Genomic DNA, 23,946 nt, shown 5'->3' on the forward strand with positions numbered 1-23,946 from the left:
AAGGGACCCACCCATCCGGTGCGGCGCGTGATCAGGGTCTTCCCGAACCGTACGCCAGAGCCGACAGCGCGGCGACGAGCGGGGTCCAGAAGTGGATCAGGCCGACGCCGCTCCACACCGAGATCCCCTCCTTGCAGCCGGTCGTGTTCATCGCGCATCCCAGAGGCACGAGGTAGAAGAACCAGACGGCTGTTGCCAGGAGCAGGCCGATGCCGAAGAGCAGTGCCGCGAGCCGCATCGTCTGCCGATCCCCGCACGCACCCGCCGATCTGCACCGGTGATGCTTCGTGCGAGCGGTGTCGCGGGACGTCGATCCTGTCAATGCCGGCCGCCGACATCGTGGCGCGGGATGGGGGCGCCGTGCGACTCAGCGCGCGGTCGCGCGGATGTCGAAGGCGCCGCCGGTCTGTGCGGAGGCGCGCAGCGTCACCGGCGCCTTGCCGGCGATCAGTGGGAAGGCGAGTTCGGCGAAGCGGATCGCCTCCTCCAAGTGCGGGTAGCCGGAGAGCACGAAGGTATCGACGCCGAGCGCGGCGTAGTCCTCGAGCCGTTGCACGACCTGCTCGGGCGAGCCGACGAGCGCCGTGCCGGCGCCGCCCCGCACCAGGCCGACGCCGGCCCAGAGGTTCGGCGCCACCACGAGGCGGTCCCGGCGGCCCCCGTGGAGCGCGGCCATCCGAGCCTGCCCGACCGAGTCCATCCGGGCGTAGTTCGCCTGGGCGCGGGCGATGTCGTCGTCGGTGAGGCGGCTGATCAGGCGGTCGGCCGCCGCCCAGGCCTCGCCCTCCGTCTCGCGCACGATCACGTGGAGGCGCACGCCGAAGCGCACGCTGCGGCCCTGCCGGGCGGCGCGCGCGCGGACATCGGCGATCTTCTCCGCTACCGCCTCGGGTGGCTCCCCCCAGGTCAGGTAGGCGTCGACATGGCGGGCCGCGAGGTCGTGCGCGGCGGGCGAGGAGCCGCCGAAATAGAGCGGCGGCCAGGGCGTCTGCACTGCCGGGTGGAAGTTGCGCGCACCCGCGACGCGAACGTGGCGCCCCTCGAAATCGACCGTCTCGCCGGCCATCAGCCGCTTCCAGACGGTGAGGTACTCCTCGGCCGCGGCGTAGCGCTCGGCGTGGTCGTAGAAGGCGCCGTCGGCGGCGAGTTCGGTGGCGTCGCCACCCACCACCACGTTGAGGAGGAGCCGCCCGCCGAGCGCCTCGTCCAAAGCCGCGGCCTGCCGCGCACCGAGCGTGGGGCCGGTAATCGAGGTGCGCAGAGCCACCAGCAGCTTGATGCGCTGCGTCGCCGTGACGAGACTCGCGGCCGTGACCCAGGGGTCGGTGCAGGAGGCGCCGGTCGGGATCAGCAGGCCGTCGTAGCCGAGCCGGTCCGCCGTCTCGGCGACCTGCCGGATGTAGGCGTTCGTGGGCGCGCGGCCCGTGTCGGAGGTGCCGAGATAGCGCGTGTCGCCGGAGGTCGGCAGGAACCAGAAGACGTCGTAGGCCATGGGCTTATCCTCGCTCGGGCGCCGGAGGGCCGCGTCGGTGCCACGGCTTCCCCTCCGGAAAGTTGTGGGAGAGCGTGGTGAGCCTCCGCACGCGCCGTGTGCGATCGCCGGCCCGGCACGGGCAAAGGGTGAGCGTCAAGGGGGCGGGCGATCATCCGGATATGATGGTCGGGCGGCGGCGCCGGACTAGAAGGCCTTCGCCGCGTGGCGGGCGGTCTCCCACATCTGAGGCGGTCCGGCGCCGCGCGCGGACGCCTCCGTCGCCCGGTCCCGCCTCGAACCGATCCGCAGATCGATGGATCGACACGGGTCGTACGTTAGATCGAACGCACCCGACCCGACATTCCAAAGATCCGCACCGCGCAACGAGAACGACCTCTCGCGCGGCGCGGCGGAGGAAGGTTCCTTCCGTCCCTGGTGTGTCGCGGGCGACCGCGATCACGCTGCGTGCCGGCCGGACCGGTCGATGTGCACCCGTTCCGCATCGCGTGCCAAGCACTATGCGTGGCAGGCCACCGCGCCTATGGGGAAGCTCAGCTTGCTGCCGCGCTGAAGCAGACAGACCAGGACGTAAAACGCACGTTCCTATCGGCGTTCTGCCCAGCTCGCCGCGCGCCCGGTGAGCCATATGGGGCAGGAACGCTGCACCATGATCGTTGGCACCCGTTCCCAACCCACGATTGGGGGGCGAATGCCGGATCGGCGACTGCCGCTCACGAACTATGACGAAGTGAGGATTTTGGTGGGCGCACTAGGGTTCGAACCTAGGACCCGCTGATTAAGAGTCAGCTGCTCTACCAACTGAGCTATGCGCCCGATCGCTTTTCAGCGATGGCGAGGCGGCCACCAAGTCCGCCGTCGATGGAGGGCTGATACCAAGCGACCCGGGGGCTGTCCACCCCCGGGTCGCAGGATTTTTCGGGAAATTTGTGCGCCGCGATCGGATCGTGGCCGGGCGTCCTCAGATCGCCTGCGCGTGCAGGCGTCGGGCGGCGGCCGAGAGCTTGTTCAGCGCCGAGAGGTAGGCCTTGGCCGACGCGACCAGCGTATCCGGATCGGCGCCGCGCGCCGTCACGCTGCGCTCGCCGTCCTTGAGGCGCACCGAGACCTCGGCCTGCGCATCGGTCCCCTCGGTCACCGCGTGGACTTGGTAGAGTTCCAGGACCGCCTCGTGCGGTACAAGGGCGTGGATGGCGTTGAACACTGCGTCCACGGGCCCGTTTCCGTCGGCTTCCTCCGTCACCGTGCGTTCATCGACCATGATCTTCAGCGTCGCGCGCTGGGGCCCGTGCGTGCCCGCGATCACCGAGAGCGAGACGAGGCGGATGCGGTCGTGGGCGGTGGCGAGGTTCTCGTCCACCAGCGCCTCGATGTCCTCGTCGTAGACGTGCTTCTTGCGGTCGGCGAGCGCCTTGAAGCGCTCGAACACGTCCTGGAACTGGTTGTCGGTCAGGTGCAGGCCGAGTTCGCCGAGCTTCGAGCGGAAGGCGGCGCGGCCCGAATGCTTGCCCATCACCAGCGAGGTCTTGGCCAAGCCCACCGAGGCCGGGGTCATGATCTCGTAGGTCTCGGCGTTCTTGAGCATGCCGTCCTGGTGGATGCCGCTCTCGTGCGCGAAGGCGTTGCGGCCGACGATCGCCTTGTTGAACTGCACGGGGAAGTTGGTCGCGTGGCTCACGAGCTTCGAGGCGCGGGTGAGCAGCGTCGATTCGATGCCGGTCTCGAACGGCATCACGTCGCCACGGGTGCGGATCGCCATCACGACCTCCTCCAAAGCCGCGTTGCCGGCCCGCTCGCCGATGCCGTTGACCGTGCACTCGACCTGCCGCGCGCCGCCCTCCAGGCCCGCCAGCGTGTTGGCGACGGCGAGGCCGAGGTCGTTGTGGCAATGGACCGAGAACACCGCCTTGTCGGCGTTCGGCACGCGCTCGCGCACGGCCGCGAACATGGCGCGGTACTCGGACGGGGTGGCGTAGCCGACGGTGTCGGGCAGGTTGATGGTGGTGGCGCCGGCCCGGATCGCCGCCTCGACGCAGCGGCACAGGTAGTCGATCCCGGTGCGGGTCGCGTCCATGGCCGACCACTCGACGTCGTCCACGAGGTCGCGGGCCTGCGCCACCGTCTTCAGGATGATCTCGACGACCTCGTCCTCGCTCTTGCGCATCTGGTGGGCGAGGTGGATCGGCGAGGTCGAGACGAAGGTGTGGATGCGGCCCCTCTGGGCATGGCGCACGGCCTCGCCGGCCCGGGCGATGTCGGCGGGGATGGCGCGGGCGAGCCCCGCGATCACCGCGCGCTTGGAACGCCGGGCGATCTCGGCCACCGCCTCGAAATCGCCGTTCGAGGCGATCGGGAAGCCGGCCTCGATGATGTCCACGCCCATCGTGTCGAGGAGCTCGGCCACCGCCAGCTTCTCGTCGAGCGTCATGGTGGCGCCGGGGCACTGCTCGCCGTCGCGGAGCGTGGTGTCGAAGATGAGGACGCGGTCGCGGGCGCCTGAGGTGGTGGTCATCGAGAATCTACCCTGTCGCGGGCCGCCCGCCGCACATGCGGTCGAGAGCGGCCGAAGCCTGGAAGGAGGAGGCGTCGTGCGATCCCCTGAGAGCCCAGGCGCGCGCCCGGACGGCCCTCAGGGGCGGGTAAGGAGAAGGCTGGCGAGAAGCGCGCGCGAGCAGGCGGCCGCACCCGCGGCACGCTCGATCCCGTACGCTGCTGAGCCGGCTCCGGCCAAGGCTCGCCTCTCCACGCATCGCGGTCCGGCGGGACCGCCCACAATCAGCCGGTACAGGTATCCGCTGCGGCGCGCCAAGGCAAGGCCCGGACGAAGCCCAGGGGGCTCTCACCCGAGAGCGAGCCGAAGGCCCTCGGGCCTTCGGAACCCCGGCGGCATCAGTAGTGCGGCGGGGGCGGCTCGGGTCCGCGCGGCACGCGCTCGGCCACCGTCTCAACCTGCTCGTGCAGGGCCGCGACCTGCCGGGCGAGGCGGTCGATCAGCCGCCACTGCTCCGTCACGACGCGGTTCAGGTCCTCGATCGTGGCCTCGTGCTCGCTCAGGCGCATCTCCAGGCGGGTGAGGCGGGCCTCGTCGCTCATGTCGTCTCCGGGGTCAGAGCCCGGGATCTATCACGCCGCGCGGGGGAGGGGAGCGGCCGCCACCACCCGGTCGCGGCCCGAGCGCTTGGCGGCGTAGAGGGCTTGGTCGGCCCGGCGCATCAGCGCGTCGAAATCCCCGCCCGCCGCGCGCGCGACGCCGGCGCTGGCCGCCAGCCGCAGGCCGGGCAACTCGGGAAGCGCGAGCGTCGCGAAGGCGCGGCGCACCCGCTCGGCCCTGGCCAGCACCGCGGCGGGTCCGTCGTCCCCGATCAGGCAGGCGAACTCCTCGCCCCCGAGGCGCCCGATCGCGGCCTCGGGCAGGAGGGCGCGGGCGAGCGCGCAGAAGGCGACGAGCACCGCGTCCCCGACCGCGTGGCCGTGGGTGTCGTTGACGACCTTGAAGTGGTCGAGGTCGAACAGGAGCAGGGCCACCGGCTCGCCGCGGGCGAGCCGTTCCTCCGCCTCGGCCACGAAGGCGCGGCGGTTGGCGACCCCCGTGAGCGCGTCGGTCGAGGCGGCGATGCGCTGCCGGTGCTCGGCCCGCTCCTTCACCAGGGCGATGAAGCCGAAGGCGATCGCGAGCGTGAACAGCATCGCGGCGAAGCACAGGCCCGTGACCCATTCGGACTGGAGCGGGTTGCGCGTCTCGCGCAGGGGGACCAGCAGCGTCGCGGGGATGCGCGCCGCGTAGCAGGCCGCGTAGGCGGCGAGCACGACCGCGGTGGCCGTCCGGGACGGCAGGGGCTCCGCCCGCCCGGCCCGGATCGCGAGCGCGGCGGCGGTGCAGTAGGCGGTGGCGAGCGCGGAGGCGAAGATCACCCGCGCCTCGATCGTGGCGTAGAAGGTCGGCACGCAGCAGAGGACGAGCCAGGCGATCACGCCGCCGAAGGTGAGCAGCGGCCGGACGCGGCGGCCCTCGAAGGCCTCGACGCCGCTCCAGATCAGGCCGTAGGCGGAGAGCACCGCGGCATTGGAGACGACGATGGAGATCGCGTCCGGGATCAGGCCGCGCAGGGCGAGACCGGCCGAGCCGAGCGCGCCGAGGATGTGAGCGAGGCCCCAGATCAGCAGGGCCGGGGTCCCGCGCTGCTGGCGCCAGGCGAACAGGAACAGGCCGCCGACCATGAGCGTCAGCACGAAGGTCACGATCAGCAGGGTCGTGATGTCGAGCCGCATCGCTGTGGGTGCCTGCCCCCGGGGACCACGGACCGGAACCGGAGGATCCGGTGGGCCGGTCGAAACGCTTGACCGGGACCGGCACCACGGCGGGACCGCCGGAACCGATCCATCCCGCCGCGCGCCTTCTTCCCGCGCGATCCGGGAGCCGGGCGTGCGAACCCGCCGCACAGCGGATCCGCGTCGCGACGACGGCCGTGGCCGTCGCATCGGGACAAGACCCTGATGAGGCCGCTTATACAGCAAAGCTTAGCCGCGAGATAGGGCCGTCCCTGACTTGGCTTTGCGCGCGGGCGACCTGCTCTGACTTCGGCTCGAGGCGGCTATGCTACGGGAGCGTCACGGTCCTCGGTAGGTCGGACGATGCGACCCGCGCCCCTTCCGCCCGCTCACCGCGGACTGACCGGGCGCGCCGTCCAGGTGCCCCAGTAGACCGGGCGGCCGTAGAGGGTCGAGTCGGCGCTGCCGTCGCGGCGCGGGGCGAGCCGGTCCAGCCAGGTGAGGAAGCCGGACTTGGCCGACAGGGCGTCCGGCACGTCGAGGTTCCCGTAGCGGTCGGTCATCCAGTAATGCGCCACCCGGCTGAAGCGCCCGCTGCCGTCGCCTCCCGAGCGCAGGCCCAGATAGGCCGGCGAGCGCTGGGCCGAGACCGGCTCCGAGAACAGCTTCAGGGCGGCGAGCGCGTCGAGCGTGAGGTCGGCGCTGTACTGCACGCAGATGTCCGGCACCGGGCCGCCGGGCGCGTTGGCCGGGCGACGGCAGGAATAGGAGATCACCCAACGGTCCATGCCCCGGGCCTTGGCGGCGCGCACCATCGTGCCGGGCGGCAGCGCCGCCATCAGGGTGCGGGGCGCCGACCAGACGCGCGCGGCGCCGAGGTCGCGGCTGGTGCGCAGATAGAGGGCCGTGCGCCGCCGCGGCGCGGGCTCGCCGCAATCCTCCGGCATCACGTCGGTGTAGACGTAGTGGTAGGTCTGATCGATCACGCTGATCGAGCCGCTGAGCCCCTGCGCGTCGAGGCGCTGGGCAGCGCAGTTGCCGACGACCGGCCGGCCGCCCTCGTCGAGCACGGCGGCCGGGGGCGCGCCGGCCTCGCGACGCCGGTCCGCGCCCTTGCCGGTCCCCTTGCCGGCGCCCTCGCCGAACGGCACCCAGGCGACGCCGCCGTCCGGGCCGCGGCTGCGGATCTCGAAGCTCTCGAAGTCGTAGGTGCGGGCCTGCACCTGGACCCGACGCGCCGCGTCCCCGCCGCCCACCGTCGAGATCAGGAAGACGTGATAGTAGGCCTCGCCCGCCCAGTCGCGGCCGGCGACGACGATCGGGTTGCGGGCGGCGACGCCGTGCTCGGTCTCGGGCCCCGGTTCGGCCGGCGCGTCCCGCCCGCGCCGGGCGCGGCGGGACTGGGGCTTCTCCGGCTCGGCCTGCCGCTCCCAGAGGCGGGGCACGGCCGGCGGCATCGTGGTGGCGAGCTGCTCGAGGCCCCGGCCGGACTGCACCGCGCCGGAATCCATCGGGTCGGTGGCGCGCCGCGCCTCGCAGGCCTCCCCTCCGCGGCGCTCCTCGGCCGGCGTCTCCCCGTGGTAGATCACCTGGAGCGGACCGGCCGTGCTGCCGCTGCCGAGCCGCAGGATCTGGACGCCGCGCGCGAAGGCGCAGGGCGGCGGCGCCCAGTAGACGCCCTCCGCCTCGGATCCGTCTCGGCAGATCTCCAGCGCCCCGCCGGCCGTGCGGAAGCAGGCCGGCACCGAGCCCTCGGCCGCCTGTGCGGAGGCGGGCACCGCGCCCGCCGGGATGAGGGCGCCCGCCAGGAGCCACGTCCGGATCCGCTGGGACCCGCGTCGGCGGCCCCTCGGCGCGCCGGCTTCGGGGGGCGGGGTTCCGGTTCTCTCTGCGCTCATCCTGCTGCCGTCGTTCCGCCCCGTCGGCGACGGGCGCGGCCCTGTAACGGCCCGCGATCCCATCCCGATCCGCCCCGCTTGTGGACGGTGCGGACGGCGCCCGAAAGATCGGCAGATCACGCAGGGAGCGGGCCGGTCACGCGGGCGGCGGGCGAGAGGCCCGGGACGGGGGCGGCGAACCGGGCGGCCCCTCGCAAGTTGTCGCTGGTCAGTGGGGCCGCGCGAGCCCCCGGATCGGAGTGCTCAATGGATATCGCCGTCGACAAGGTCAGCGAGATGATCGTTCGGCTCAGGGCCGTCGAGGTGAAGGAGGGGCCGACCGACCCGGATTCGGGCTCGAACCCGATCGACGACGGCGCGACGGACGTGCTCGTCGGCGGCACCGACGACCAGACGGAGCGCGAGATCCGCGACGTGATCGCCAGCCTCAACGACGACGAGCGGGCCGACCTCCTGGCGCTGCTCTACGTCGGCCGCGGGGACATGGAGCCCGAGGAGTGGGCCGACGCGGTGCGCTTCGCCCGCGAGCGGGAGGCCGCGGGAGAGGGCGCCGCGCGCGAGCTGCTCGGCGTGCCCAACGCCAGCGACCTGCTGTCCGAGGGCCTCGACCGGCTCGGCATCACGCCGGACCTGCCGCAGGATTGAGGCCCGCATCCGGGATGGATGAACCCGGAACCGCTCCCGCTCAGCCCTCTCGCAGGAAGGCGATCAGCGCCGCGTTCACCGCCTCCGGCTCCTCGTGCTGGAGCCAGTGGGTCGCCTCCGGGAACCAGCGGATGCGGCCCTGCTCGCAAAGCGCGAGGCTCGCCTCGGCAAGGCCCGCCTGCAGGGCGTGGTCGCGCCGGCCCCACAGGATCAGGGTCGGGGCGCGCACCCGCGGGGCGGGGCGCCGGGGCAGGCGGAGCGCCCTGTACCAGTCGAGCATCGCCGTCATGGCGCCGGGCCGGGCCCAGGCCTCGGCGTAGCGGTCGAGGTCTGCCGGCGTGAAGGCGCCCGGCCGGGCGGTGTCGGCCAGCGCTCGCCGCAGCACCGCGCCGCGGTCGGCGAGGAGCCGCCGCTCGGGCAGGCGCGGGATCTGGAACAGGGCGACGTAGAGGCTGCGCAGCCACTGCCCGGGATGGCGCCGGGCATAGGACGCGACGATGCCCGGATGGGGCGCGTTGAGGATCGCCAGCCGCTCGACCCGGTCGGGATGGAGGCTCGCCACCCACCACGCGACGAGGCCGCCCCAATCGTGCCCGACGAGGCGGAAGCGGGCATGGCCCAGCGCCTGGCCGAGCGCCACGACGTCGCCGGCGAGCCGGTCGAGATGGTAGGCCGCGATGCCCCCGGGCCGGGAACTCAGGTTGTAGCCGCGCTGGTCCGGCACCGCGAGGCGGAAGCCGGCCTCCGACAGCGGTCCGATCTGGTGGCGCCAGCCGTACCAGAACTCCGGAAAGCCGTGCAGCAGGATCACCGGCGGCCCGTCCGGGGGGCCGGCCTCGGCGAGGTGGAGGCGCGCGCCGGCCACATCGACTGTCCGGAAACCGGGCTCCACCATCGCGGCCTCCTCAGCCCGGCATCGGAAGCGGCGCGATGCGGGGCGGCGTGGTCGCGCCGGCCTTGCGCTCCAGCAGGCTCGGCGGCGGCACCGGCGCCGCGATCGTGCAGACGACGCCCCCCGGCTCGTAGGCGAGCTGGACCTCGCCGGCGAGTTCGCGCGCGAGGCCCCGCTCGATCAGGCGCGAGCCGAACCCGGTGCGGGTCGGCTTGGCGACGGGCGGGCCGCCGCTCTCCGACCAGCGCAGCGTCAGGCGGGTCTCGGGCCCGCGCGCGACCGACCACGCGATGGCGACGCGGCCGCTCTCGTTCGAGAGCGCGCCGTACTTCACCGCGTTGGTGCCGAGTTCGTGCAACGCCATAGCGATCGAGAGCGCGACCCGCGGCGGCAGGCGCAAGGGGGGGCCTTCCACGTCGAAGCGCGAGCGGCCGGGCTCGCTCGCGTCGAGCGGGCGGATCGCGTCGGCCACCACGGTGCCGAGTTCCGCACCCTCCCAGCTCTCGCGGGTGAGCACGTCGTGGACGCGGGCGAGCGCCAGCAGGCGCGCCTCGAAGGCCGCGCGCGCCGCGTCCGCCGCCGGGCCGTCGAGGCCGCGCAGCGACTGGCTGGCGATCGACTGCACCGTGGCGAGCGTGTTCTTCACCCGGTGGTTCAGCTCGTGGATCAGGAGCAGCAGGTGCTCCTCGGCGAGCTTGGCGTCGGTGATGTCCACGTTGCAGCCGGTATAGCCGAGGAAGCGGCCGGCATCGTCGAGGCGCGGCACGCCCTCGCAGCGCAGCCAGCGCGTCGCCCCGTGCCGGTCGATCACCCGCATCTCGGTCCGGAAGGTCTGGCGCGCCGCGAAGGCGTCCGAGAAGGCGCCCGAGAAGGCCTCGAGGTCGTCCGGGTGGACGATGCGGTGCCAGCCCGAATTCGCGAGGTCCGCCGCCGGGATGCCGAAGAGGTGGTCGAAATGCATGTTGACGAAGCTGACCTCGGCGGTCTCGTCCGTCATCCAGATCAGGGCCGGGGCGGAATCGGCCATGTGGCGGAAGCGCGCCTCGCTCTCGCGCAGGGCCGAGAGGCCGCGCCGGGTCTCGTCGAGGGCGCGGTCGCGCTCCGCCTCGCGGGTGCGCAGGCGGAGAGAGGCGTCCGACAGCACATCGCCGAGCCGCCGGATCTCGTGCACCGGCGAGGCGATGCGGGGGATGGCCTGTCCCCGCGACAGGGCCGGGCCGGAGGCCGCGAGCTGGCGCAGCGGCCGCGAGACCCGCGACCACAGGTTCACCGCGAGCAGCGAGGAGGTGGCGAGCACGAGGAGCCCGAAGCCGCCGAAGGCCCAGGTCCAGCGGCGGGTGCGCGCATCCACCAGGGTCTTGGGGATGCTGGCCCCGACGGTCCAGCCGGTGAGCCGCGAGCGCGCCTCCACCACCATGACCGGCCGGTGCTGGCGGTCCTTGCCCTCCCAGACGCCGGGTGTCTCGCTCTGGACCTGGCGGAGCGTGGCGAGGCGCTGGCGCCCCACCACGGCGGCCGGATCGGGCAGGCGGGCGAGCACGCGCTGGTCGCGGTCGGAGATGCCGGTGGTCCAGCCCTCGACCACCTCGCGGGCGAGGATCCCCTGGAGGCGGGCGAGCGGCGCCCGGAAGCCGAGGATGTAGGCGACCTCGCCCTCGACCTGCACCGGCACCGCCACGGCGTAGCCCGCCTGGTCGGGGCTTGGCCCGGCGAGATAGCCCGAGACCATCGCGCGCTGGCTGCCGCTGGCGACCTCGGCGTCGAAGGGCATCGGGGTCACCGGCAGCGGCGCGCCGCGCTTGACCCCCGTGTTGACGAGCTGCTGCCCGTCCGGCCGGCGCAGGACGATGTCGAGCTCGATCGCGTCGCGCACGAGGCGCGCCTGCGCGTCGAAGGCCTCGAAGTCGCCGGCCTTGAGCCGCGGGGAGGTGGCGAGCGTCTGCAGAACGGAGACCAGCCCGGCGGTGTCGCGATCGACCGAGAGGGCGATGCCGCGCACGTTCTCGCGGGCGTCCTGCTCGAAGCGGGCGCGCTCGGCGGCGGCGTAGCGCATCAGCAGGATCGCGGTGAACAGGAGGCCGGGACCGATCAGCGCCACCACCAGCGCCACCAGGTAGAACTGGGTCGAGAAGCCGTTGCGGCCGAGCCGCCCGAGCCAGGCCCTGCGCGCCGGAATCGTCTGCGCGGACGGGTCCGCGGGCGTCTGCGGGTGCGGGTCGGTCTCCGGGCTCACGCACGCCCCCGCGGGTCACGCCCGCTCTCCGGCGCCGGCATCGATCGGGTTCCGCCCTTGAATCTCATTGCCGGCCCGCCGGTTGGTCAGCGGTCGATATGACCGAGATCGCGGCCCGGGTCGAGGCGGTCGCGCACGCGCTGCTTCAGCGCCTTGACGTCCGGGAAGCCCCCGTCGCGCACGCGCTCCCACACGATCTCCCCGCCGACCGCGATGCTGAAGGCGCCTCCGGTCGCCGGGACCAGCGCCACCTCGCCGAGGTCGTCCCGGAAGGTCGAGAGCAGCTCCTGCGCCATCCAGGCCGCCCGCAGCAGCCAGTTGCAGCGGGTGCAGTAGGTGATGGCGACGCGCGGTCCCGGCGGTCGGGGCTCGGGCGGGGCCGTCGTCGGATCCTGAGGCTCCATCCAGGGACTGCGCCTCGCGACGGACGGATTGTCAACCGTTCGGACATTTCGCCCGCCGCCGTCGCGCGCCCGGGAAACGCGCGGGACGCGTCCGGGAAGCGTCCGGGAAGCGCACGAGACGCCTTGACGGCACCGCCCGCCGCGCCCTAGAAGGCCGCCATCCGGGCCGCACGGCGGCCCCGGCAGGCCCCGGGCACACGCCCCGGGCCCGGTACGGACGGTTAGCACAGCGGTAGTGCGTTCCCTTCACACGGGAAAGGTCGCAGGTTCGATCCCTGCACCGTCCACCATATCCTCCCCCGACCCGATCGACACAAAGCGGAAACCGCCGTCCGCTAGAGGCCGCGCCATGAACGCGCCTCACCCCGTCGGACCCGTCCTCCCGCAGGCCTGCGGCCGCGCGGCACGCTGTTCGGCTCGGCCGTCCCGGTATACCGTGCACCCGATCGGCCGCTGAGAGCCCGAGGATCATGAAGGCTCACGGCGACGCGCGCGATATCCCACGTCCGCCCCGCAAGGGCCCGTTCCTGCTGGCGGCCGCGCTCGTCCTCGGGCTCGTCGGCTGGGGCGGCTACGGGCACTGGCGCCAGGCCGAGGCCGCGGCCGAGACCCAGCGCAAGGCGAAGAGCTTCGTGCCGCGCCTGCGCACCGCCGGCGCGCAGCGCACCGAGAAGCCGATGGACCTGACCCTGCCGGGCGAGACCCAGGCCTATGCCCGCGCGGCGATCGCGGCGCGCGCCACCGGCTACGTCGCCGAGCGGCGGGTCGATCTGGGCTCCCGGGTCAAGGCGGGCGACGTGCTCCTGCGCATCGCCGCGCCCGACCTCGACCAGCAGCTCGCGCAGGCCGAGGCGCAGGTCGGGCAGATGCGGGCGCAACTCCTCCAGGCCCGCGCGCAGGTCGATCAGGCCCGCGCCAACGTGAACCTCGCCAACGCCACCAACAGCCGCACCTCGACGCTGGCCACGCAGGGCTGGGCCTCGCGCCAGACGGCGGACAACACCCAGGCGAGCGTGCTGAGCCAGACCGCCACCCTCGCCGCCGCCGAGGCGGGCGTGAAGGTCGCGGAGGCGAACCTCAAGGCCCAGGAGGCGACCGTCGACCGCCTCAAGGCGCTCACCGGCTTCAAGGACGTGGTCGCACCCTTCGACGGGGTGGTGACCACGCGCAGCGTCGAGGTCGGCGACCTCGTGCGCGCGGACGGGGGCGGCACGCCGCTCCTCAGCATGGACCGGGACGACGTGCTGCGCATCAGCGTGAACGTGCCCCAGAACGCGGCGGTCGGGGTCAGGCCCGGCGTCGAGGCCGCGATCCGGGTGCCCCAGATCCCGGACCGCACCTTCCGGGGAGTGGTCGAGCGCTCCTCGGTGGCGCTGCTGACCGCCTCCCGGACGCTGACCACGCAGGTCGACGTACCGAACCCGGACGGGGCGCTCAGGGCCGGCCTCTACGTCTACGTCACCCTGCAGATCCCGCGGACCGAGCCCGGCGTGACGATCCCGGCCGAGGCGCTGGTGTTCAACCAGCGCGGCACGCAGGTGGCGCTCGCCGGAGAGGACGGACGGGTCGCGTGGCGCAGCGTCCGGGTCAAGCGCGATTTCGGCCAGACCATCGAGGTCGATCAGGGGCTCGAGGGCCGCGAGCGCGTGGTCCTGAGCCCGCCGGCCGACCTGCGGGACGGCCAGGCCTACGAGCGCGGCGACGAGCCGGAGCGCGACCGGCCGATGCAGGCGGCGAACGGGTAGGGGACCGGGATCCGGGGCGGGGCGCCCCCGCTGCGGTGATGCGGCGGGTCAGGCGCCGGACGACCCGGTCATCGCGCCCGCGTTCATCAGGCCCTGCGGATCGACGGCCCGCTTCACCGCCTCGATCAGGGCGAGGCGGGCCGGGTCGCCGTAGCGCGCGAGCAGGCCGCGCTTGAAGCGGCCGATGCCGTACTCCGCGCTGAAACTGCCGCCGAGGTCGATCGCCACCGCGTAGACCGCGTGGGCGATCCCCGCATCGACCGCCGCGGTGTAGGCGAGCCGGTCGCTTCCCGCCGGCACCATGAGATTGAAGTGGATGTTGCCGTCGCCGACATGGCCGTAGAACGACAGGCGCGTCCCCGGCGCCTCGGCCTCCACGAGCGCCCGTGCCCGGTCCAGGAAGCGGGATACGGCGGAGGTCGGGACCGCGATGTCGAGCTTCACCGACCCGCCCGCGTGCTTCTCCGCCTCGGGGATCGTCTCGCGGATCGTCCACATCTCGCGCCGCTGCCGCTCCGACTGGGCGAGCACCGCGTCCTCGACATGGCCGGCCTCCATCAGCGCCTCCAGGGTCCCCAGGAGGATGTCGTCGAGGGGGATGCGTTCCGAGGAGGCCGAGAGTTCGAGCAGCACCGCGCCGCCGGGACCGGCCGCGAGCCCGAGTTCGGCGCCGCGCATCTCGGCGACGAGCGCCAGCGACGAGGCTGAGATGAGCTCGAAGGTCGAGGCGAGGTCCGCGGTCTCCCGGCGCACCAGGGCCGCGATCTCGGGAATGGGCGCGTCGGCCGCGAGCTGCATCCAGGCCGTGGCGCGCCGGGTCTGGGCGGGCCAGAGCTTGAGCACCACGCCGGTGACGATGCCGAGCGTGCCCTCGGCCCCGATGAAGAGCTGCTTCAGGTCGTAGCCGATGTTGTTCTTGCGCAAGGTCCGCATGTCGGAGAGGAGCGACCCGTCCGGCAGCACGACCTCCAGGCCCAGCACGAGGTCGCGCGTCATGCCGTAGCGCAGCACCTGCAAGCCCCCGGCATTGGTGCCGACATTGCCGCCGAGGCGGCAGCTGCCCTCGGCGCCCAGGCTCAGCGGCAGCAGGCAGCCCCGGGCCTCGGCGGCGGCCTGCGCGTCGGCCAGAATGGTGCCGGCATCGCAGGCGAGGGTGAAGCCGGTGGCATCGACGTCGCGGACCCGGTTCATCCGCTCCAGGCTCACGACAAGCTGCCCGCGGCCGGGCTCCGGCGTGGCGCCGCCGACATAGCCGGTGTTGCCGCCCTGGGGCACGAGGCCGAAGCCGAGGCGGCCGGCGAGGCGGACGATCTCCTGGACCTCCCCGGTCGAGCGCGGGCGCAGGACGCCCGGGGTCTGCCCCCGCATCAGGGCGCGCTGGTCATGGGTGTAGCGGGTCAGGCTGTCGGCATCGGTGACGAGGCCGCCCTCGCCGAGCAGCGCGCGGAAGGGTTCGAGGCCGGCGGAGGACAGGTCTGGCATCCGGATGGGGTGGCTCGCGGCAGGTCACGGGCAGGGCCCGCGGGCAGGGCCGGAGGCGGACGCCCCCGCGCCGACGCCCGGCGGGCACGGCGCGTCACTGTATCGGGTCGGATCCGGGCCGCAACGGCTTCGGCGCGCTCCCGCGCGACGCCGCGCTCACGGGTGCGGCGTCGGCCCGGCGGGCTCCTCGAGCAGGAGCATCAGGGTCAGCTCCGCGGTGAGCGCGCGCGCGCCGCCCTCGGCCTCCACCGTCGCGCCGAGGCGCAGCGCCGCCTTGCCGCCCGGCAGCGCGCCGACCCCGTTGAGCGTGAAGACCGCGCGCACGCGCGTGCCCGCCCGGACGGGGCTCAGGAAGCGAACCTTGTCGGCGGCCATGTTGAGCACCGCCCGCACGCACGGGTGGGCCGGCAGGGCCTCGCCCACCGCCCCGCCGAGCATCGACAGGGTGAGGTAGCCGTGCGCCACCGTCCCGCCGAAGGGCGTCTCGGCCGCGGCCCGCGCCGGATCGACGTGCACGAACTGCCGGTCCCCCGTGGCCTCGGCGAACCGGTCGATCCGGGCCTGATCGACCAGGGTCCAGGCCGAGGCGCCGACCTCGGTGCCGACCCGGCCGCGGAGGTCGGCGAGGAAGGCCTCGGTGCCGGTCGGCGGGGCCTGCCCGGCGCTGTCCGGCTCGGGCCGGGGGAGGGTTTGCGCGCGCGTCATTCCGGATGTCCTTTGGCCGCTATGGCGACCGCCAGCGCCCCGGCAGGCCACCGTTCCGTCCGGCAGGTGCCCCATCAGATCTGACGCAGCACGAGGCTCGCGTTGAGGCCGCCGAACGCGAACGAGTTCGAGATCGCCGCCGGGATCGGCATGGGGCGCGCCTCCACCGGGATCGCGTCGATGTCGAGGTCGGGATCGGGATCGGTCAGGCCGGCGGTCGGCGGCGCCAGGGCGTGCGTCATCGCCAGCACGGTCGCGACGGCCTCCAGCCCGCCGGCCCCGCCCAGCGCGTGGCCCGTCACCGCCTTCGTCGAGGAGACCGGGGGCGGGGCGCTGCCGAAGACCGAGCGCAGGGCCTGGACCTCCGTCAGGTCGTTCGCCCGCGTCCCCGTCCCGTGCGCGTTGACGTAGGCGATGTCGGCCGGTGCGAGGTCGGCCTCGGCCAGGGCCGCGCGCATCGCGCGGGCCATGCCGTCCGCCGAGGGGGCGACGATGTCGCCCGCATCCGCGCCCGCGCCGAGGCTCGCCACCGCGACCTGCGGCCTGCACCCGCGCGCGCGGGCATGCGCCTCGCGCTCCAGGATCACGATGCCGGCGCCCTCCGCGACGACCAGTCCGTCGCGGTCGCGCGAGAACGGGCGGCAGCCCGTGCGGCTCATGATCTTCATGGCGTTCCAGGCCATCAGCGTGCCGCGGGAGAGCGGCGCCTCGGTGCCGCCCGTGATCGCCACATCGACGATTCCGGCGCGCACGAGCTGGGCCGCCACGCCGATCGCCTGCGTGCCCGAGGCGCAGGCGCTCGCCACCACGAAGCACGGCCCCTGCGCCCCGAACGCGATCGAGACCCAGCTCGCCGCGGAGCTGCCCATCGCCCGCACCACCGAGAACGGGTGCGGCCGCTTGTTCTCCACGAACAGGCGCTCGTACTGGGTGTCGAGGCTGGTGAGGCCGCCGCCGCCGTTGCCGATCACCACCGCGACGCGCTCGGGGGCCACGGAGCCCGGCGCCAGGCCGGCATCCGCCATGGCCGCGCGCGCGGCCGCGACCGCCAGGAGGGCGTTGCGGTCGCAGGCGCCGGGCATCGGGATCGGCAGGTCGGAGAAATCCGCGGCGACCGGGATCTCGGCGGCGATGACGCCCGACTCCGGCAGCGCGCGCGCCGGGGTGAAGACCGGGCGGCCCGCGACGAGGCTCGACCAGAAATCCGCGACGGTGAGACCGCAGGGGGCCGCGACGCCCAGGCCGGAGACGACGACGGCACTCACGCGGTGCGGGCCTTGCGCGCGAGGGCGCTCCGGATCAGCGCGACGACGTTGCCGAACGTCATCTCGCCGACGGGCTGCTCGTTCGCGTTGAAGTTCAGCTCGATGCCGAACTTGTCCTCGATCTCGAAGACCAGCTCGACGAAGTCGAGGGAGTCGATCTGCGCCTCCTCCAGCCGGGTCTCGGTGTTCCAGTCGGCGTCGGCCGTCTTCAGATACTTCTTGGCGATCTCGAAGACGCTGGTGACCACCTCGTCGCCGGCATCGGATCCGATCTGGGCGGCGGGTAGGATCGCGGCGGTAGCGGCCATGTGAGAACTCCTCTCGCAAGAACGAGATCAGTTTCAATATTCGGTCGTCATTCCGCAAGTCGTTTATTGGATGTCGAATGTTGAATGGTGTTCATAGTAAATCTCAATGCTCAACTAGCGGTTGTTTCGATTCGCGCTTCTCCCGCGGCGCCGGGTGGCGGCGATCCCTGCCGGGACGAATCGTGTGGGGCCAGGGCGCAGGACGGGCGGCGCTGCGGTCGCTGCGGTCGCGGATCGATCCCGCAGGCGCGGGACCGCGCGCGCCGCGCGAGCGGACGGCGCCCCGGCCCGAGGCAGCGCCGAGCCGGCCCCGGGCTACATCGCAGGGACGGGGTCGCGGAGGCGAGGTGTCGTCAGTTCACCCGGACCAGGAGCTTCATCTTCGGGTGGATGCCGCACAGCACCAGGAAGGTCCCGGATTTCCGGAACACGATCGGCGTGCGGCTGCCCGGTGCCTGATCACCGGAGTCGAAGGTGAAGGCCTCCGACTCGATGTAGACGTGGTGCAGCAGGTCGCTGTCGTCGTTGACGATGGTGACCGTGTCGCCGCGCCCGACCACGAGGCTGCCGGGCTGGAAGGCGCGCCCCTTCTGGGACACGACGTAACCCTCCGGCCCCGCGAGCGCGAGCGCGGCCGTCACCAGGGCGCCGGTCGTCATGCCCGCGGCGAGCGCCAGGGCGGGGAGGGCGAGGCGTCGCGGGAGCGGGCGCATGGGGGCGTCTGGCAAAACCTGTCGGGAGTGTCAGCATAGCGGAGGTGCGATTGATGAAATGTTGTCGTGCTGCGACGCCGTGCGGGATGAACGAGATGCCGTGCGCCTGCTCGGTTCGGCCGAGGCTAATCGCCTCTTAAGATCTTGCACGCATCCTGCGAGAACCTGCTCGGCGAGCGGGCCACAACTTGGCAGGGTTGCCTTGGAACGGAACACGGAACGGCAGGGATTGCCGCCGCATCCGCCATCCGGCGGGCGGGCATGGCGGCGGATCGGGAACGCGGCGGCGACGATCCGCGGCCGGATCCTGTTCGCGTTCCTGACCATGAGCCTCCTGACCGGAGCGCTCGGCCTCTACGCCATCGGCGGCATTCAGCGCGTCGGCGATCTCGTCTACCGGACCTACGACGAGTCGCTGATGTCCATCAACTACGCGCGGGCCACCGCGGCGGACTTCGCCAAGATGCGCGCCGCCTTCGCCCGGCGCAGCGTGGCCGCGGAGCCCGCCGTCGTCGCGAGCCTCGACGGCGAGATCACGGACCTGGCCACGGCGCTGGCGGAGGATCTCGCCATCGCGGTCGAGCGCGCGCAGTCGGAGCGGGCGGTGCGGGCCGGCGAGGGGGTGCAGACGGCGGTAGCGACCTGGGACGAGATGCGCCGCGCCGTCGCGCCCGGGCCCCGCGCGGGCCGCAGCGAGGCCTGGGCCGCCCTCGACCGGCAGGCGGCCGCCGTCGACGCGCAGATCGACCTCTTGGTGAACTACACGGCCGGCGACGGCTTCACGTTCCGGCAGGCCGCCCGGACCCTCGTCGACGAGCAGATCCGCTTTAACGCCGCCGCCACCGGCGCCGCGCTGTTGCTCGCGGGCTTCGTCGCGTGGCTGCTGCACCGGCGCATCGTCGGGCCGCTCGGCGCGGCCTCCGCCGTGGCGCAGCGCATCGCGGCGGGCCGGCTCGACGTCGCGGTTCCGGCCGGCGGCCGGGGCGAGCTCGGCCGCCTGCTCACCGCCATGGCGCAGATGCGCGACAACATCCAGGCGATGATGGAGCGCGAGGTCAGCCAGCGCCGCTCGGCCGAGACGCTGCTCGCCGACGCGCTCCAGAGCTCGCGCGAGGGCATCGTCGTCGTGGACGGGCAGGGGCGCATCGTGCTCGCCAACGCCCGGGCGCTGGAGTTCTTCGAGGGCCTCGGCGGCGCCGTGCAGGCCGGCACCGCGGCGATGCCGGGGACAGGCGCCGCCCCGACGACCGACTACGCCCGGGCGCTCGCCCGGGACGGGGAGACGCGCCTGCCCGACGGGCGCCGCCTGCGGGTCAGCCGCAGCGCCGTGCAGAACGGCGGCTTCGTGGCGGTCTGCACCGACGTGAGCCTCGTCCGCGAGCAGGAGGACCGCCTCACCGAGACCAACAACCGCCTCGATGCGGCGCTCGACAACATGTCCCAGGGCCTGTGCCTCTACGATGCCGGCCGCCGCCTGATGGTGGTGAACCGGCGCTACTGCGAGATCTACGGCCTGCCCGCCGAGGCGGTGGTCCCCGGCATGAGCGCCGAAGAGGTCGTGACCCGCAGCATCGAGGCCGGCAATCATCCGGGCCGCGGCGTCGCCGAGCTGATGCGCCAGGGCCGCAAGGCCTTCGCCAGCACCCTGTTCCAGGAACTCGGCAACGGCCGCGTCGTCGCCATCGCGGCGCGCGAGACGCGAGAGGGCGGGTTCGTCGCCACCTACGAGGACGTCACCGAGCAGCGCCGCGCCGAGGCGCGCATCGCCTTCCTCGCCCACCACGACGCGCTGACCGGCCTGCCCAACCGGGTGAAGTTCGGCGAGCAGGTCGATGCCGCGATGGCGCAGGCCGGCCGCGACGGCGGCGGCTTCGCGGTGTTCTCCCTCGACATCGACGGCTTCCGCCCGATCAACGACACGCTCGGCCGCGCGGTCGGCGACGAGGTGCTGCAGGCCGTGGCCAACCGCCTCTCGGCCTGCGTGCGCGAGATCGACGGCGTCGCCCGCGTCGGCGCCGACGAGTTCGCCATCCTGCAGCGCGGGGTCGAGGGTCCGGAGGAGGCCGCCATCCTCGCCCGCCGCATCCTCGACGTGGTGAGCGCCCCCTACCGCCTCACGAGCCACGGCGTCACGCTCGGGCTCACGCTCGGCATCGCGCTGGCGCCCGGCGACGGCTCGAGCTGCGACCGGCTCCTCAAGAGCGCCGACATGGCCCTCGACCGGGCTAAGCTCGAGGCGCGGGGCGCCTTCCGGTTCTTCGAGCCGGAGATGGACGCGCGCATCCAGGCGCGCCGCCTCGTCGAGCAGGATTTGCGCGCGGCGCTGGCCGCCGAGGCCTTCGAGCTGCACTACCAGCCGATCTACGACCTCGCCTCCGACCGGATCTGCGGCTTCGAGGCGCTCCTGCGCTGGAACCACCCGACCCGCGGCCGGGTGTCGCCGGCCGAGTTCATCCCGGTGGCGGAGGAGATCGGCCTGATCGTGCCGCTCGGCGAGTGGGTGCTGCGCCGGGCCTGCGACGAGGCGAGCCGCTGGCCGGACGGGATCAAGGTCGCGGTCAACGTCTCGGCGGTGCAGTTCACCTCGGCGAGCCTCGTGACGGCGGTCCGCGACGCGCTGCGCAATTCCGGCCTGCCGGGCCGCCGCCTGGAGCTGGAGATCACCGAATCCGTGCTGGTGGCCAATCCCGGCGCGACGACCGCGATCCTGCACAGCCTGAAGGGCTTAGGGGTACGGGTCTCGATGGACGATTTCGGCACCGGGTACTCGTCGCTGAGCTACCTGCGCTCCTTCCCCTTCGACAAGATCAAGATCGACCAGTCCTTCGTGCGCGACCTCGGCGGCCCGAACGGGACCGACTTCATCGTGCGCGCGGTGATCGGGCTCGGCGACAGCCTTGGCATGACGACCACCGCCGAGGGCGTCGAGACGGAGGCGCAGCTCGCTACGCTGCGCGCCGAGGGCTGCGACGAGGTCCAGGGCTACCTGTTCAGCCGCCCGGTGCCGGTCGAGGACGTGCCGGCCGTCATCCGGCGCTGGAACGGCGCCATCCAGCGCGCCATAGCCTGAGACTGGGAACCCTCCGCTGAGCCGCCCCGTTGAATGCAGCTTGCAGTTGTAGGAGTTCCGCGATGCTCAAAGGTGGCCTGCTCTGGCTGATCGGCATACCGCTGCCGATCATCCTCCTGATCTACTTCTTCACCGGCTGGCTGCGCTGAGCCGGGCCGGCGGCGGGCGGGACCCGCCGCCGGCCGGTCGCATCACTCGGCCGCGTCGAGGCGGGGGCGCTCGATCTCGGCGCGCTCCCGCTTGATCAGCTCGGCCGTCAGGAAGGCCACCTCCAGCGCCTGCTCCGCGTTGAGGCGCGGGTCGCAGTAGGTGTGGTAGCGGTCCTGCAGGTCGTCGGCGGTGAGCGCGCGGGCGCCGCCCGTGCACTCGGTGACGTCCTTGCCGGTCATCTCCAGGTGGATGCCGCCCGCGACCGTGCCTTCCGCGCGGTGCACGCCGAAGAAGCCCTCGATCTCCTGCATCACCCGCTCGAACGGCCGCGTCTTGTAGCGGCCGGCCGCGACCGTGTTGCCGTGCATCGGGTCGCAGACCCAGGTCACCGTGCGGCCCTCGCGCTCCACCGCCCGGACGAGCCTCGGCAGGTGCTCGCCCACCTTGTCCGCGCCGAAGCGGCAGATCAGCGAGAGGCGCCCCGCCTCGTTCTCCGGGTTAAGCTGGTCGATCAGGCCGATCAGCCCCTCGGCGGTCATGGACGGGCCGCACTTCAGGCCGATCGGGTTCCGGATGCCGCGGGCGTATTCCACGTGCGCGTGGTCGGGCTGGCGCGTGCGGTCGCCGATCCACAGCATGTGGCCCGAGGTGGCGTACCAATCGCCGGAGGTCGAATCGACGCGGGTCAGCGCCTCCTCGTAGCCGAGCAGCAGCGCCTCGTGGCTGGTGTAGAAATCGGTCGTGCGCACCTCCTGGTGGGTCTCGGGGTTGATCCCGATCGCCTGCATGAAGTGCAGCGCGTCCGACATCCGGCCGGCCACGTCCTGGTAGCGCGAGGACTGGGGCGAGTCCTTCACGAAGCCCAGCATCCAGCGGTGCGCGTTGTCGAGGTTGGCGTAGCCGCCCGTCGCGAAGGCGCGCAGCAGGTTCAGGGTCGCGGCCGACTGCCGGTAGGCCTCGATCTGGCGGCGGGGATCCGGCACGCGGGCCTCGTCCGTGAAGCCGATGCCGTTGACGATGTCGCCGCGGTAGCTCGGCAGCGAGACGCCGTCGAGCGTCTCGGTCGGCGAGGAGCGCGGCTTGGCGAACTGGCCCGCGATGCGCCCGACCTTCACCACGGGCGAGCCGCCCGCGAAGGTCAGCACCAGCGCCATCTGCAGGAAGACGCGGAAGAAGTCGCGGATGTTGTCGGCGGAGTGCTCGTCGAAGCTCTCGGCGCAGTCGCCGCCCTGGAGCAGGAAGGCCTCGCCCGCGGCGACGCGCGCGAGCGACGCCTTCAGCTTGCGGGCCTCACCGGCGAAGACCAGGGGCGGAAAGCTCGCGATCTGGTCCTCGACCGCCTTCAGCACGGCGGCATCCGGATAAGCCGGGACCTGCTGGATCGGCAGACCGCGCCAGCTCTTCGGAGACCAAGTCTTTGACGTCGAACGCTCGCCCATGATCGTAACTCCCGCCACCTCGCGGCGTCGTTTGGCGCGAATCCTCGCGCGAAGCGGCGCTTATAGGGAGGTTCCGAGGGCTTTGCGAGTGTTCGATGCGCGCCTCCGCCCGGCGTCGCGCGCGGGCGACACCGGTCGGAAGCCGCCGCTTGGATCGGCCGCCGCGATCAACCGCCGCGATCAACCGCCTCTTCGCATCGAGCCCGGCAGGTGGTCCTTCGGGTTGACGCGCCCGCCGCCCTCGTCCGGGGTCACGGCGGTCGAGGGCTTGAGGGCCCGCGGGGCCGACACGCCGTCGTTCGGCTTGTGGGGCGCCTCCGGATGCGCCTCATTCACGGTCGTGGTGCCCGGCGGCAGGGTGCCGGCGGTGGGCTGATCGATCCGGCTCGCGGCCGACTGGGCCGAGGCCGGCGCGACGAAGCGGGCGCCCAACGGCGCGGCCGCGCAGACGCCCAGGATGGCGACGAACAGGGCGGTCGCGGGCCCGCCGGCACGTGGACGCAGCCCGCGGTGGGGTCGGTTGTCAGGATGGGGCATCGGGTTGCACCCTGTCGGTGTTCGGTGGGGGGAGCCTGAAGGCTCCTGCTCGAGGATCAGAACGCGGCGTGCGCGCGGTCCGGTTCCCGCGGTGGCCGCGTCGGCGGTCCCGCAGGCGCCGGATGGCTCTCCCGGCGTGTCCGGCGACACGTCCCGCGCGAGCAGGGCGCCCGGGGGCGGGATGAATTCAGGGATGGGATCATGTCGACGCACATCGCCGAGATCGCCTGGGCCCTTCGGCCCGGTGAGGATTTCCCGAACGGACGCTACAGCCGCGGACACAGCCTGAGCTTCGACGGCGGCGCGACGCTCGCCGGTTCCGCCTCGCCCCACGTCGTCGGCAGATGGGCCGTGCCCGCGGCGGTCGACCCGGAGGAGATGCTGGTGGCGGCCCTGTCGAGCTGCCACATGCTGACTTTCCTGCACCGCGCCCGGCTGGCGGGCTTCGTCGTCGGCGCCTACCGCGACCGCGCCGAGGGCGTGTTGGCGGAGATCGCCCCGGGCCGCCGGGCGGTGACGCGGGTGACGCTGCGCCCGGAGATCGCTTGGGCGGGCGGCGAGCCCGATGCGGAGGCGCTGGCCCGCCTCCACCACGAGGCGCACGCGGAGTGCTTCATCGCGAACTCGGTCACGACCGAGGTGGTGGTGGCCTGAGGTCGGAGCCGGTCGATCGCGTCCGCCGTCCTGGATCCTCTCTCG

The 23,946-nt window shown here is 73.1% G+C and carries 20 protein-coding genes and 2 tRNA genes; 5 read left to right on the forward strand and 17 right to left on the reverse strand.

Annotation, left to right across the window (positions count from 1 at the left end; translation table 11 throughout):
• Window positions 1-31: 31 nt before the first annotated feature.
• The 7 genes from MFF56_RS09365 to MFF56_RS09395 all read right to left on the reverse strand — a co-directional run bounded on the left by MFF56_RS09365 (window position 32) and on the right by MFF56_RS09395 (window position 7,659).
• Window positions 32-238: a hypothetical protein gene (locus MFF56_RS09365; RefSeq protein ID WP_066925179.1), complete on the reverse strand. Its 207-nt coding sequence runs from the start codon at window positions 236-238 to the stop codon at window positions 32-34.
• A 129-nt stretch (window positions 239-367) separates the two neighbouring features.
• Window positions 368-1,492: an FMNH2-dependent alkanesulfonate monooxygenase gene (ssuD, locus tag MFF56_RS09370; protein WP_066925181.1), complete on the reverse strand. Its 1,125-nt coding sequence runs from the start codon at window positions 1,490-1,492 to the stop codon at window positions 368-370.
• Window positions 1,493-2,232: 740 nt separating this feature from the next.
• Window positions 2,233-2,308 (reverse strand) — tRNA-Lys (locus MFF56_RS09375).
• A 145-nt stretch (window positions 2,309-2,453) separates the two neighbouring features.
• A complete protein-coding gene (locus MFF56_RS09380; protein WP_066925184.1) occupies window positions 2,454-4,004 on the reverse strand; it encodes a 2-isopropylmalate synthase in 1,551 nt (516 codons plus the stop codon).
• 377 nt (window positions 4,005-4,381) lie between these two features.
• Window positions 4,382-4,585 carry a SlyX family protein gene (locus tag MFF56_RS09385; protein ID WP_066925187.1) on the reverse strand — a complete coding sequence of 68 codons (204 nt, stop codon included), beginning with the start codon at window positions 4,583-4,585 and terminating at the stop codon, window positions 4,382-4,384.
• A 30-nt stretch (window positions 4,586-4,615) separates the two neighbouring features.
• Window positions 4,616-5,761, reverse strand: coding sequence for a GGDEF domain-containing protein (locus MFF56_RS09390; RefSeq protein WP_066925190.1), 1,146 nt, complete (start codon window positions 5,759-5,761; stop codon window positions 4,616-4,618).
• Window positions 5,762-6,150: 389 nt separating this feature from the next.
• On the reverse strand, window positions 6,151-7,659 hold the full coding sequence (locus tag MFF56_RS09395; protein WP_238229962.1) for a hypothetical protein: 1,509 nt from the start codon (window positions 7,657-7,659) through the stop codon (window positions 6,151-6,153).
• A 246-nt stretch (window positions 7,660-7,905) separates the two neighbouring features.
• Here MFF56_RS09395 and MFF56_RS09400 point away from each other — a divergent pair, with 246 nt between their 5' ends.
• Window positions 7,906-8,304 carry a DUF3775 domain-containing protein gene (locus MFF56_RS09400; protein WP_066925193.1) on the forward strand — a complete coding sequence of 133 codons (399 nt, stop codon included), beginning with the start codon at window positions 7,906-7,908 and terminating at the stop codon, window positions 8,302-8,304.
• A gap of 40 nt (window positions 8,305-8,344) precedes the next feature.
• On the opposite strand, the gene MFF56_RS09405 is transcribed toward MFF56_RS09400, so the two are convergent.
• From MFF56_RS09405 to MFF56_RS09415, 3 genes are all read right to left on the reverse strand, one after another.
• Window positions 8,345-9,199 carry an alpha/beta fold hydrolase gene (locus MFF56_RS09405; protein ID WP_066925197.1) on the reverse strand — a complete coding sequence of 285 codons (855 nt, stop codon included), beginning with the start codon at window positions 9,197-9,199 and terminating at the stop codon, window positions 8,345-8,347.
• Window positions 9,200-9,209: 10 nt separating this feature from the next.
• Window positions 9,210-11,372 carry a sensor histidine kinase gene (locus MFF56_RS09410; protein WP_066925267.1) on the reverse strand — a complete coding sequence of 721 codons (2,163 nt, stop codon included), beginning with the start codon at window positions 11,370-11,372 and terminating at the stop codon, window positions 9,210-9,212.
• 143 nt (window positions 11,373-11,515) lie between these two features.
• Window positions 11,516-11,833, reverse strand: coding sequence for an Rdx family protein (locus MFF56_RS09415; RefSeq protein WP_066925200.1), 318 nt, complete (start codon window positions 11,831-11,833; stop codon window positions 11,516-11,518).
• Between the two features lie 215 nt (window positions 11,834-12,048).
• Between MFF56_RS09415 and MFF56_RS09420 the strand changes: the two genes are divergently transcribed.
• Window positions 12,049-12,123, forward strand: a tRNA-Val gene (locus MFF56_RS09420).
• Between the two features lie 180 nt (window positions 12,124-12,303).
• Window positions 12,304-13,578, forward strand: a complete 1,275-nt coding sequence (locus MFF56_RS09425; RefSeq protein ID WP_066925203.1) for an efflux RND transporter periplasmic adaptor subunit — start codon at window positions 12,304-12,306, stop codon at window positions 13,576-13,578.
• 48 nt (window positions 13,579-13,626) lie between these two features.
• Here the strand turns inward: MFF56_RS09425 and MFF56_RS09430 are convergent, their stop codons facing one another.
• From MFF56_RS09430 to MFF56_RS09450, 5 genes are all read right to left on the reverse strand, one after another.
• Window positions 13,627-15,060 (reverse strand): FAD-binding oxidoreductase, encoded by a 1,434-nt coding sequence (locus MFF56_RS09430; RefSeq protein WP_066925206.1) that lies wholly within the window; start codon window positions 15,058-15,060, stop codon window positions 13,627-13,629.
• A gap of 156 nt (window positions 15,061-15,216) precedes the next feature.
• Window positions 15,217-15,765, reverse strand: a complete 549-nt coding sequence (locus tag MFF56_RS09435) for a MaoC family dehydratase (protein WP_066925209.1) — start codon at window positions 15,763-15,765, stop codon at window positions 15,217-15,219.
• A 74-nt stretch (window positions 15,766-15,839) separates the two neighbouring features.
• Window positions 15,840-17,030 (reverse strand): beta-ketoacyl-[acyl-carrier-protein] synthase family protein, encoded by a 1,191-nt coding sequence (locus MFF56_RS09440; RefSeq protein WP_066925212.1) that lies wholly within the window; start codon window positions 17,028-17,030, stop codon window positions 15,840-15,842.
• Complete coding sequence (locus MFF56_RS09445; protein ID WP_066925215.1) at window positions 17,027-17,338, reverse strand: acyl carrier protein; 312 nt, start codon at window positions 17,336-17,338, stop codon at window positions 17,027-17,029. The genes MFF56_RS09440 and MFF56_RS09445 overlap by 4 nt, the downstream gene beginning before the upstream one ends.
• A gap of 353 nt (window positions 17,339-17,691) precedes the next feature.
• The gene (locus MFF56_RS09450; protein ID WP_066925218.1) at window positions 17,692-18,051 is read right to left on the reverse strand and encodes a cupredoxin domain-containing protein; all 360 of its coding nucleotides are present in this window, start codon (window positions 18,049-18,051) and stop codon (window positions 17,692-17,694) included.
• Between the two features lie 325 nt (window positions 18,052-18,376).
• Between MFF56_RS09450 and MFF56_RS09455 the strand changes: the two genes are divergently transcribed.
• Window positions 18,377-21,121 (forward strand): EAL domain-containing protein, encoded by a 2,745-nt coding sequence (locus MFF56_RS09455; RefSeq protein ID WP_156453896.1) that lies wholly within the window; start codon window positions 18,377-18,379, stop codon window positions 21,119-21,121.
• A gap of 191 nt (window positions 21,122-21,312) precedes the next feature.
• On the opposite strand, the gene MFF56_RS09460 is transcribed toward MFF56_RS09455, so the two are convergent.
• On the reverse strand, window positions 21,313-22,710 hold the full coding sequence (locus MFF56_RS09460) for a class II 3-deoxy-7-phosphoheptulonate synthase (protein WP_066925224.1): 1,398 nt from the start codon (window positions 22,708-22,710) through the stop codon (window positions 21,313-21,315).
• Window positions 22,711-22,890: 180 nt separating this feature from the next.
• On the reverse strand, window positions 22,891-23,247 hold the full coding sequence (locus tag MFF56_RS09465; RefSeq protein WP_238229963.1) for a hypothetical protein: 357 nt from the start codon (window positions 23,245-23,247) through the stop codon (window positions 22,891-22,893).
• Between the two features lie 201 nt (window positions 23,248-23,448).
• Here MFF56_RS09465 and MFF56_RS09470 point away from each other — a divergent pair, with 201 nt between their 5' ends.
• On the forward strand, window positions 23,449-23,901 hold the full coding sequence (locus MFF56_RS09470) for an OsmC family protein (RefSeq protein WP_066925226.1): 453 nt from the start codon (window positions 23,449-23,451) through the stop codon (window positions 23,899-23,901).
• Window positions 23,902-23,946 lie beyond the last annotated feature (45 nt).

Origin of the sequence: Methylobacterium hispanicum, from assembly GCF_022179285.1 — a bacterium.
Classification (GTDB): Bacteria; Pseudomonadota; Alphaproteobacteria; order Rhizobiales; family Beijerinckiaceae; genus Methylobacterium; species Methylobacterium hispanicum.

What these genes read in the sequence shown, in the direction of transcription:
- MFF56_RS09430 (WP_066925206.1), bottom strand. Translation starts at nt 15,060, where the DNA reads ATGCCAGACCTGTCCTCCGCCGGCCTCGAACCCTTCCGCGCGCTGCTC.
- MFF56_RS09385 (WP_066925187.1), bottom strand. Translation starts at nt 4,585, where the DNA reads ATGAGCGACGAGGCCCGCCTCACCCGCCTGGAGATGCGCCTGAGCGAG.
- MFF56_RS09470 (WP_066925226.1), top strand. Translation starts at nt 23,449, where the DNA reads ATGTCGACGCACATCGCCGAGATCGCCTGGGCCCTTCGGCCCGGTGAG.
- MFF56_RS09455 (WP_156453896.1), top strand. Translation starts at nt 18,377, where the DNA reads ATGAGCCTCCTGACCGGAGCGCTCGGCCTCTACGCCATCGGCGGCATT.
- MFF56_RS09395 (WP_238229962.1), bottom strand. Translation starts at nt 7,659, where the DNA reads ATGAGCGCAGAGAGAACCGGAACCCCGCCCCCCGAAGCCGGCGCGCCG.
- MFF56_RS09450 (WP_066925218.1), bottom strand. Translation starts at nt 18,051, where the DNA reads ATGCGCCCGCTCCCGCGACGCCTCGCCCTCCCCGCCCTGGCGCTCGCC.
- MFF56_RS09460 (WP_066925224.1), bottom strand. Translation starts at nt 22,710, where the DNA reads ATGGGCGAGCGTTCGACGTCAAAGACTTGGTCTCCGAAGAGCTGGCGC.
- MFF56_RS09415 (WP_066925200.1), bottom strand. Translation starts at nt 11,833, where the DNA reads ATGGAGCCTCAGGATCCGACGACGGCCCCGCCCGAGCCCCGACCGCCG.
- MFF56_RS09425 (WP_066925203.1), top strand. Translation starts at nt 12,304, where the DNA reads ATGAAGGCTCACGGCGACGCGCGCGATATCCCACGTCCGCCCCGCAAG.
- MFF56_RS09390 (WP_066925190.1), bottom strand. Translation starts at nt 5,761, where the DNA reads ATGCGGCTCGACATCACGACCCTGCTGATCGTGACCTTCGTGCTGACG.
- MFF56_RS09445 (WP_066925215.1), bottom strand. Translation starts at nt 17,338, where the DNA reads ATGGCCGCTACCGCCGCGATCCTACCCGCCGCCCAGATCGGATCCGAT.
- ssuD (WP_066925181.1), bottom strand. Translation starts at nt 1,492, where the DNA reads ATGGCCTACGACGTCTTCTGGTTCCTGCCGACCTCCGGCGACACGCGC.
- MFF56_RS09405 (WP_066925197.1), bottom strand. Translation starts at nt 9,199, where the DNA reads ATGGTGGAGCCCGGTTTCCGGACAGTCGATGTGGCCGGCGCGCGCCTC.
- MFF56_RS09365 (WP_066925179.1), bottom strand. Translation starts at nt 238, where the DNA reads ATGCGGCTCGCGGCACTGCTCTTCGGCATCGGCCTGCTCCTGGCAACA.
- MFF56_RS09380 (WP_066925184.1), bottom strand. Translation starts at nt 4,004, where the DNA reads ATGACCACCACCTCAGGCGCCCGCGACCGCGTCCTCATCTTCGACACC.
- MFF56_RS09465 (WP_238229963.1), bottom strand. Translation starts at nt 23,247, where the DNA reads ATGCCCCATCCTGACAACCGACCCCACCGCGGGCTGCGTCCACGTGCC.
- MFF56_RS09400 (WP_066925193.1), top strand. Translation starts at nt 7,906, where the DNA reads ATGGATATCGCCGTCGACAAGGTCAGCGAGATGATCGTTCGGCTCAGG.
- MFF56_RS09435 (WP_066925209.1), bottom strand. Translation starts at nt 15,765, where the DNA reads ATGACGCGCGCGCAAACCCTCCCCCGGCCCGAGCCGGACAGCGCCGGG.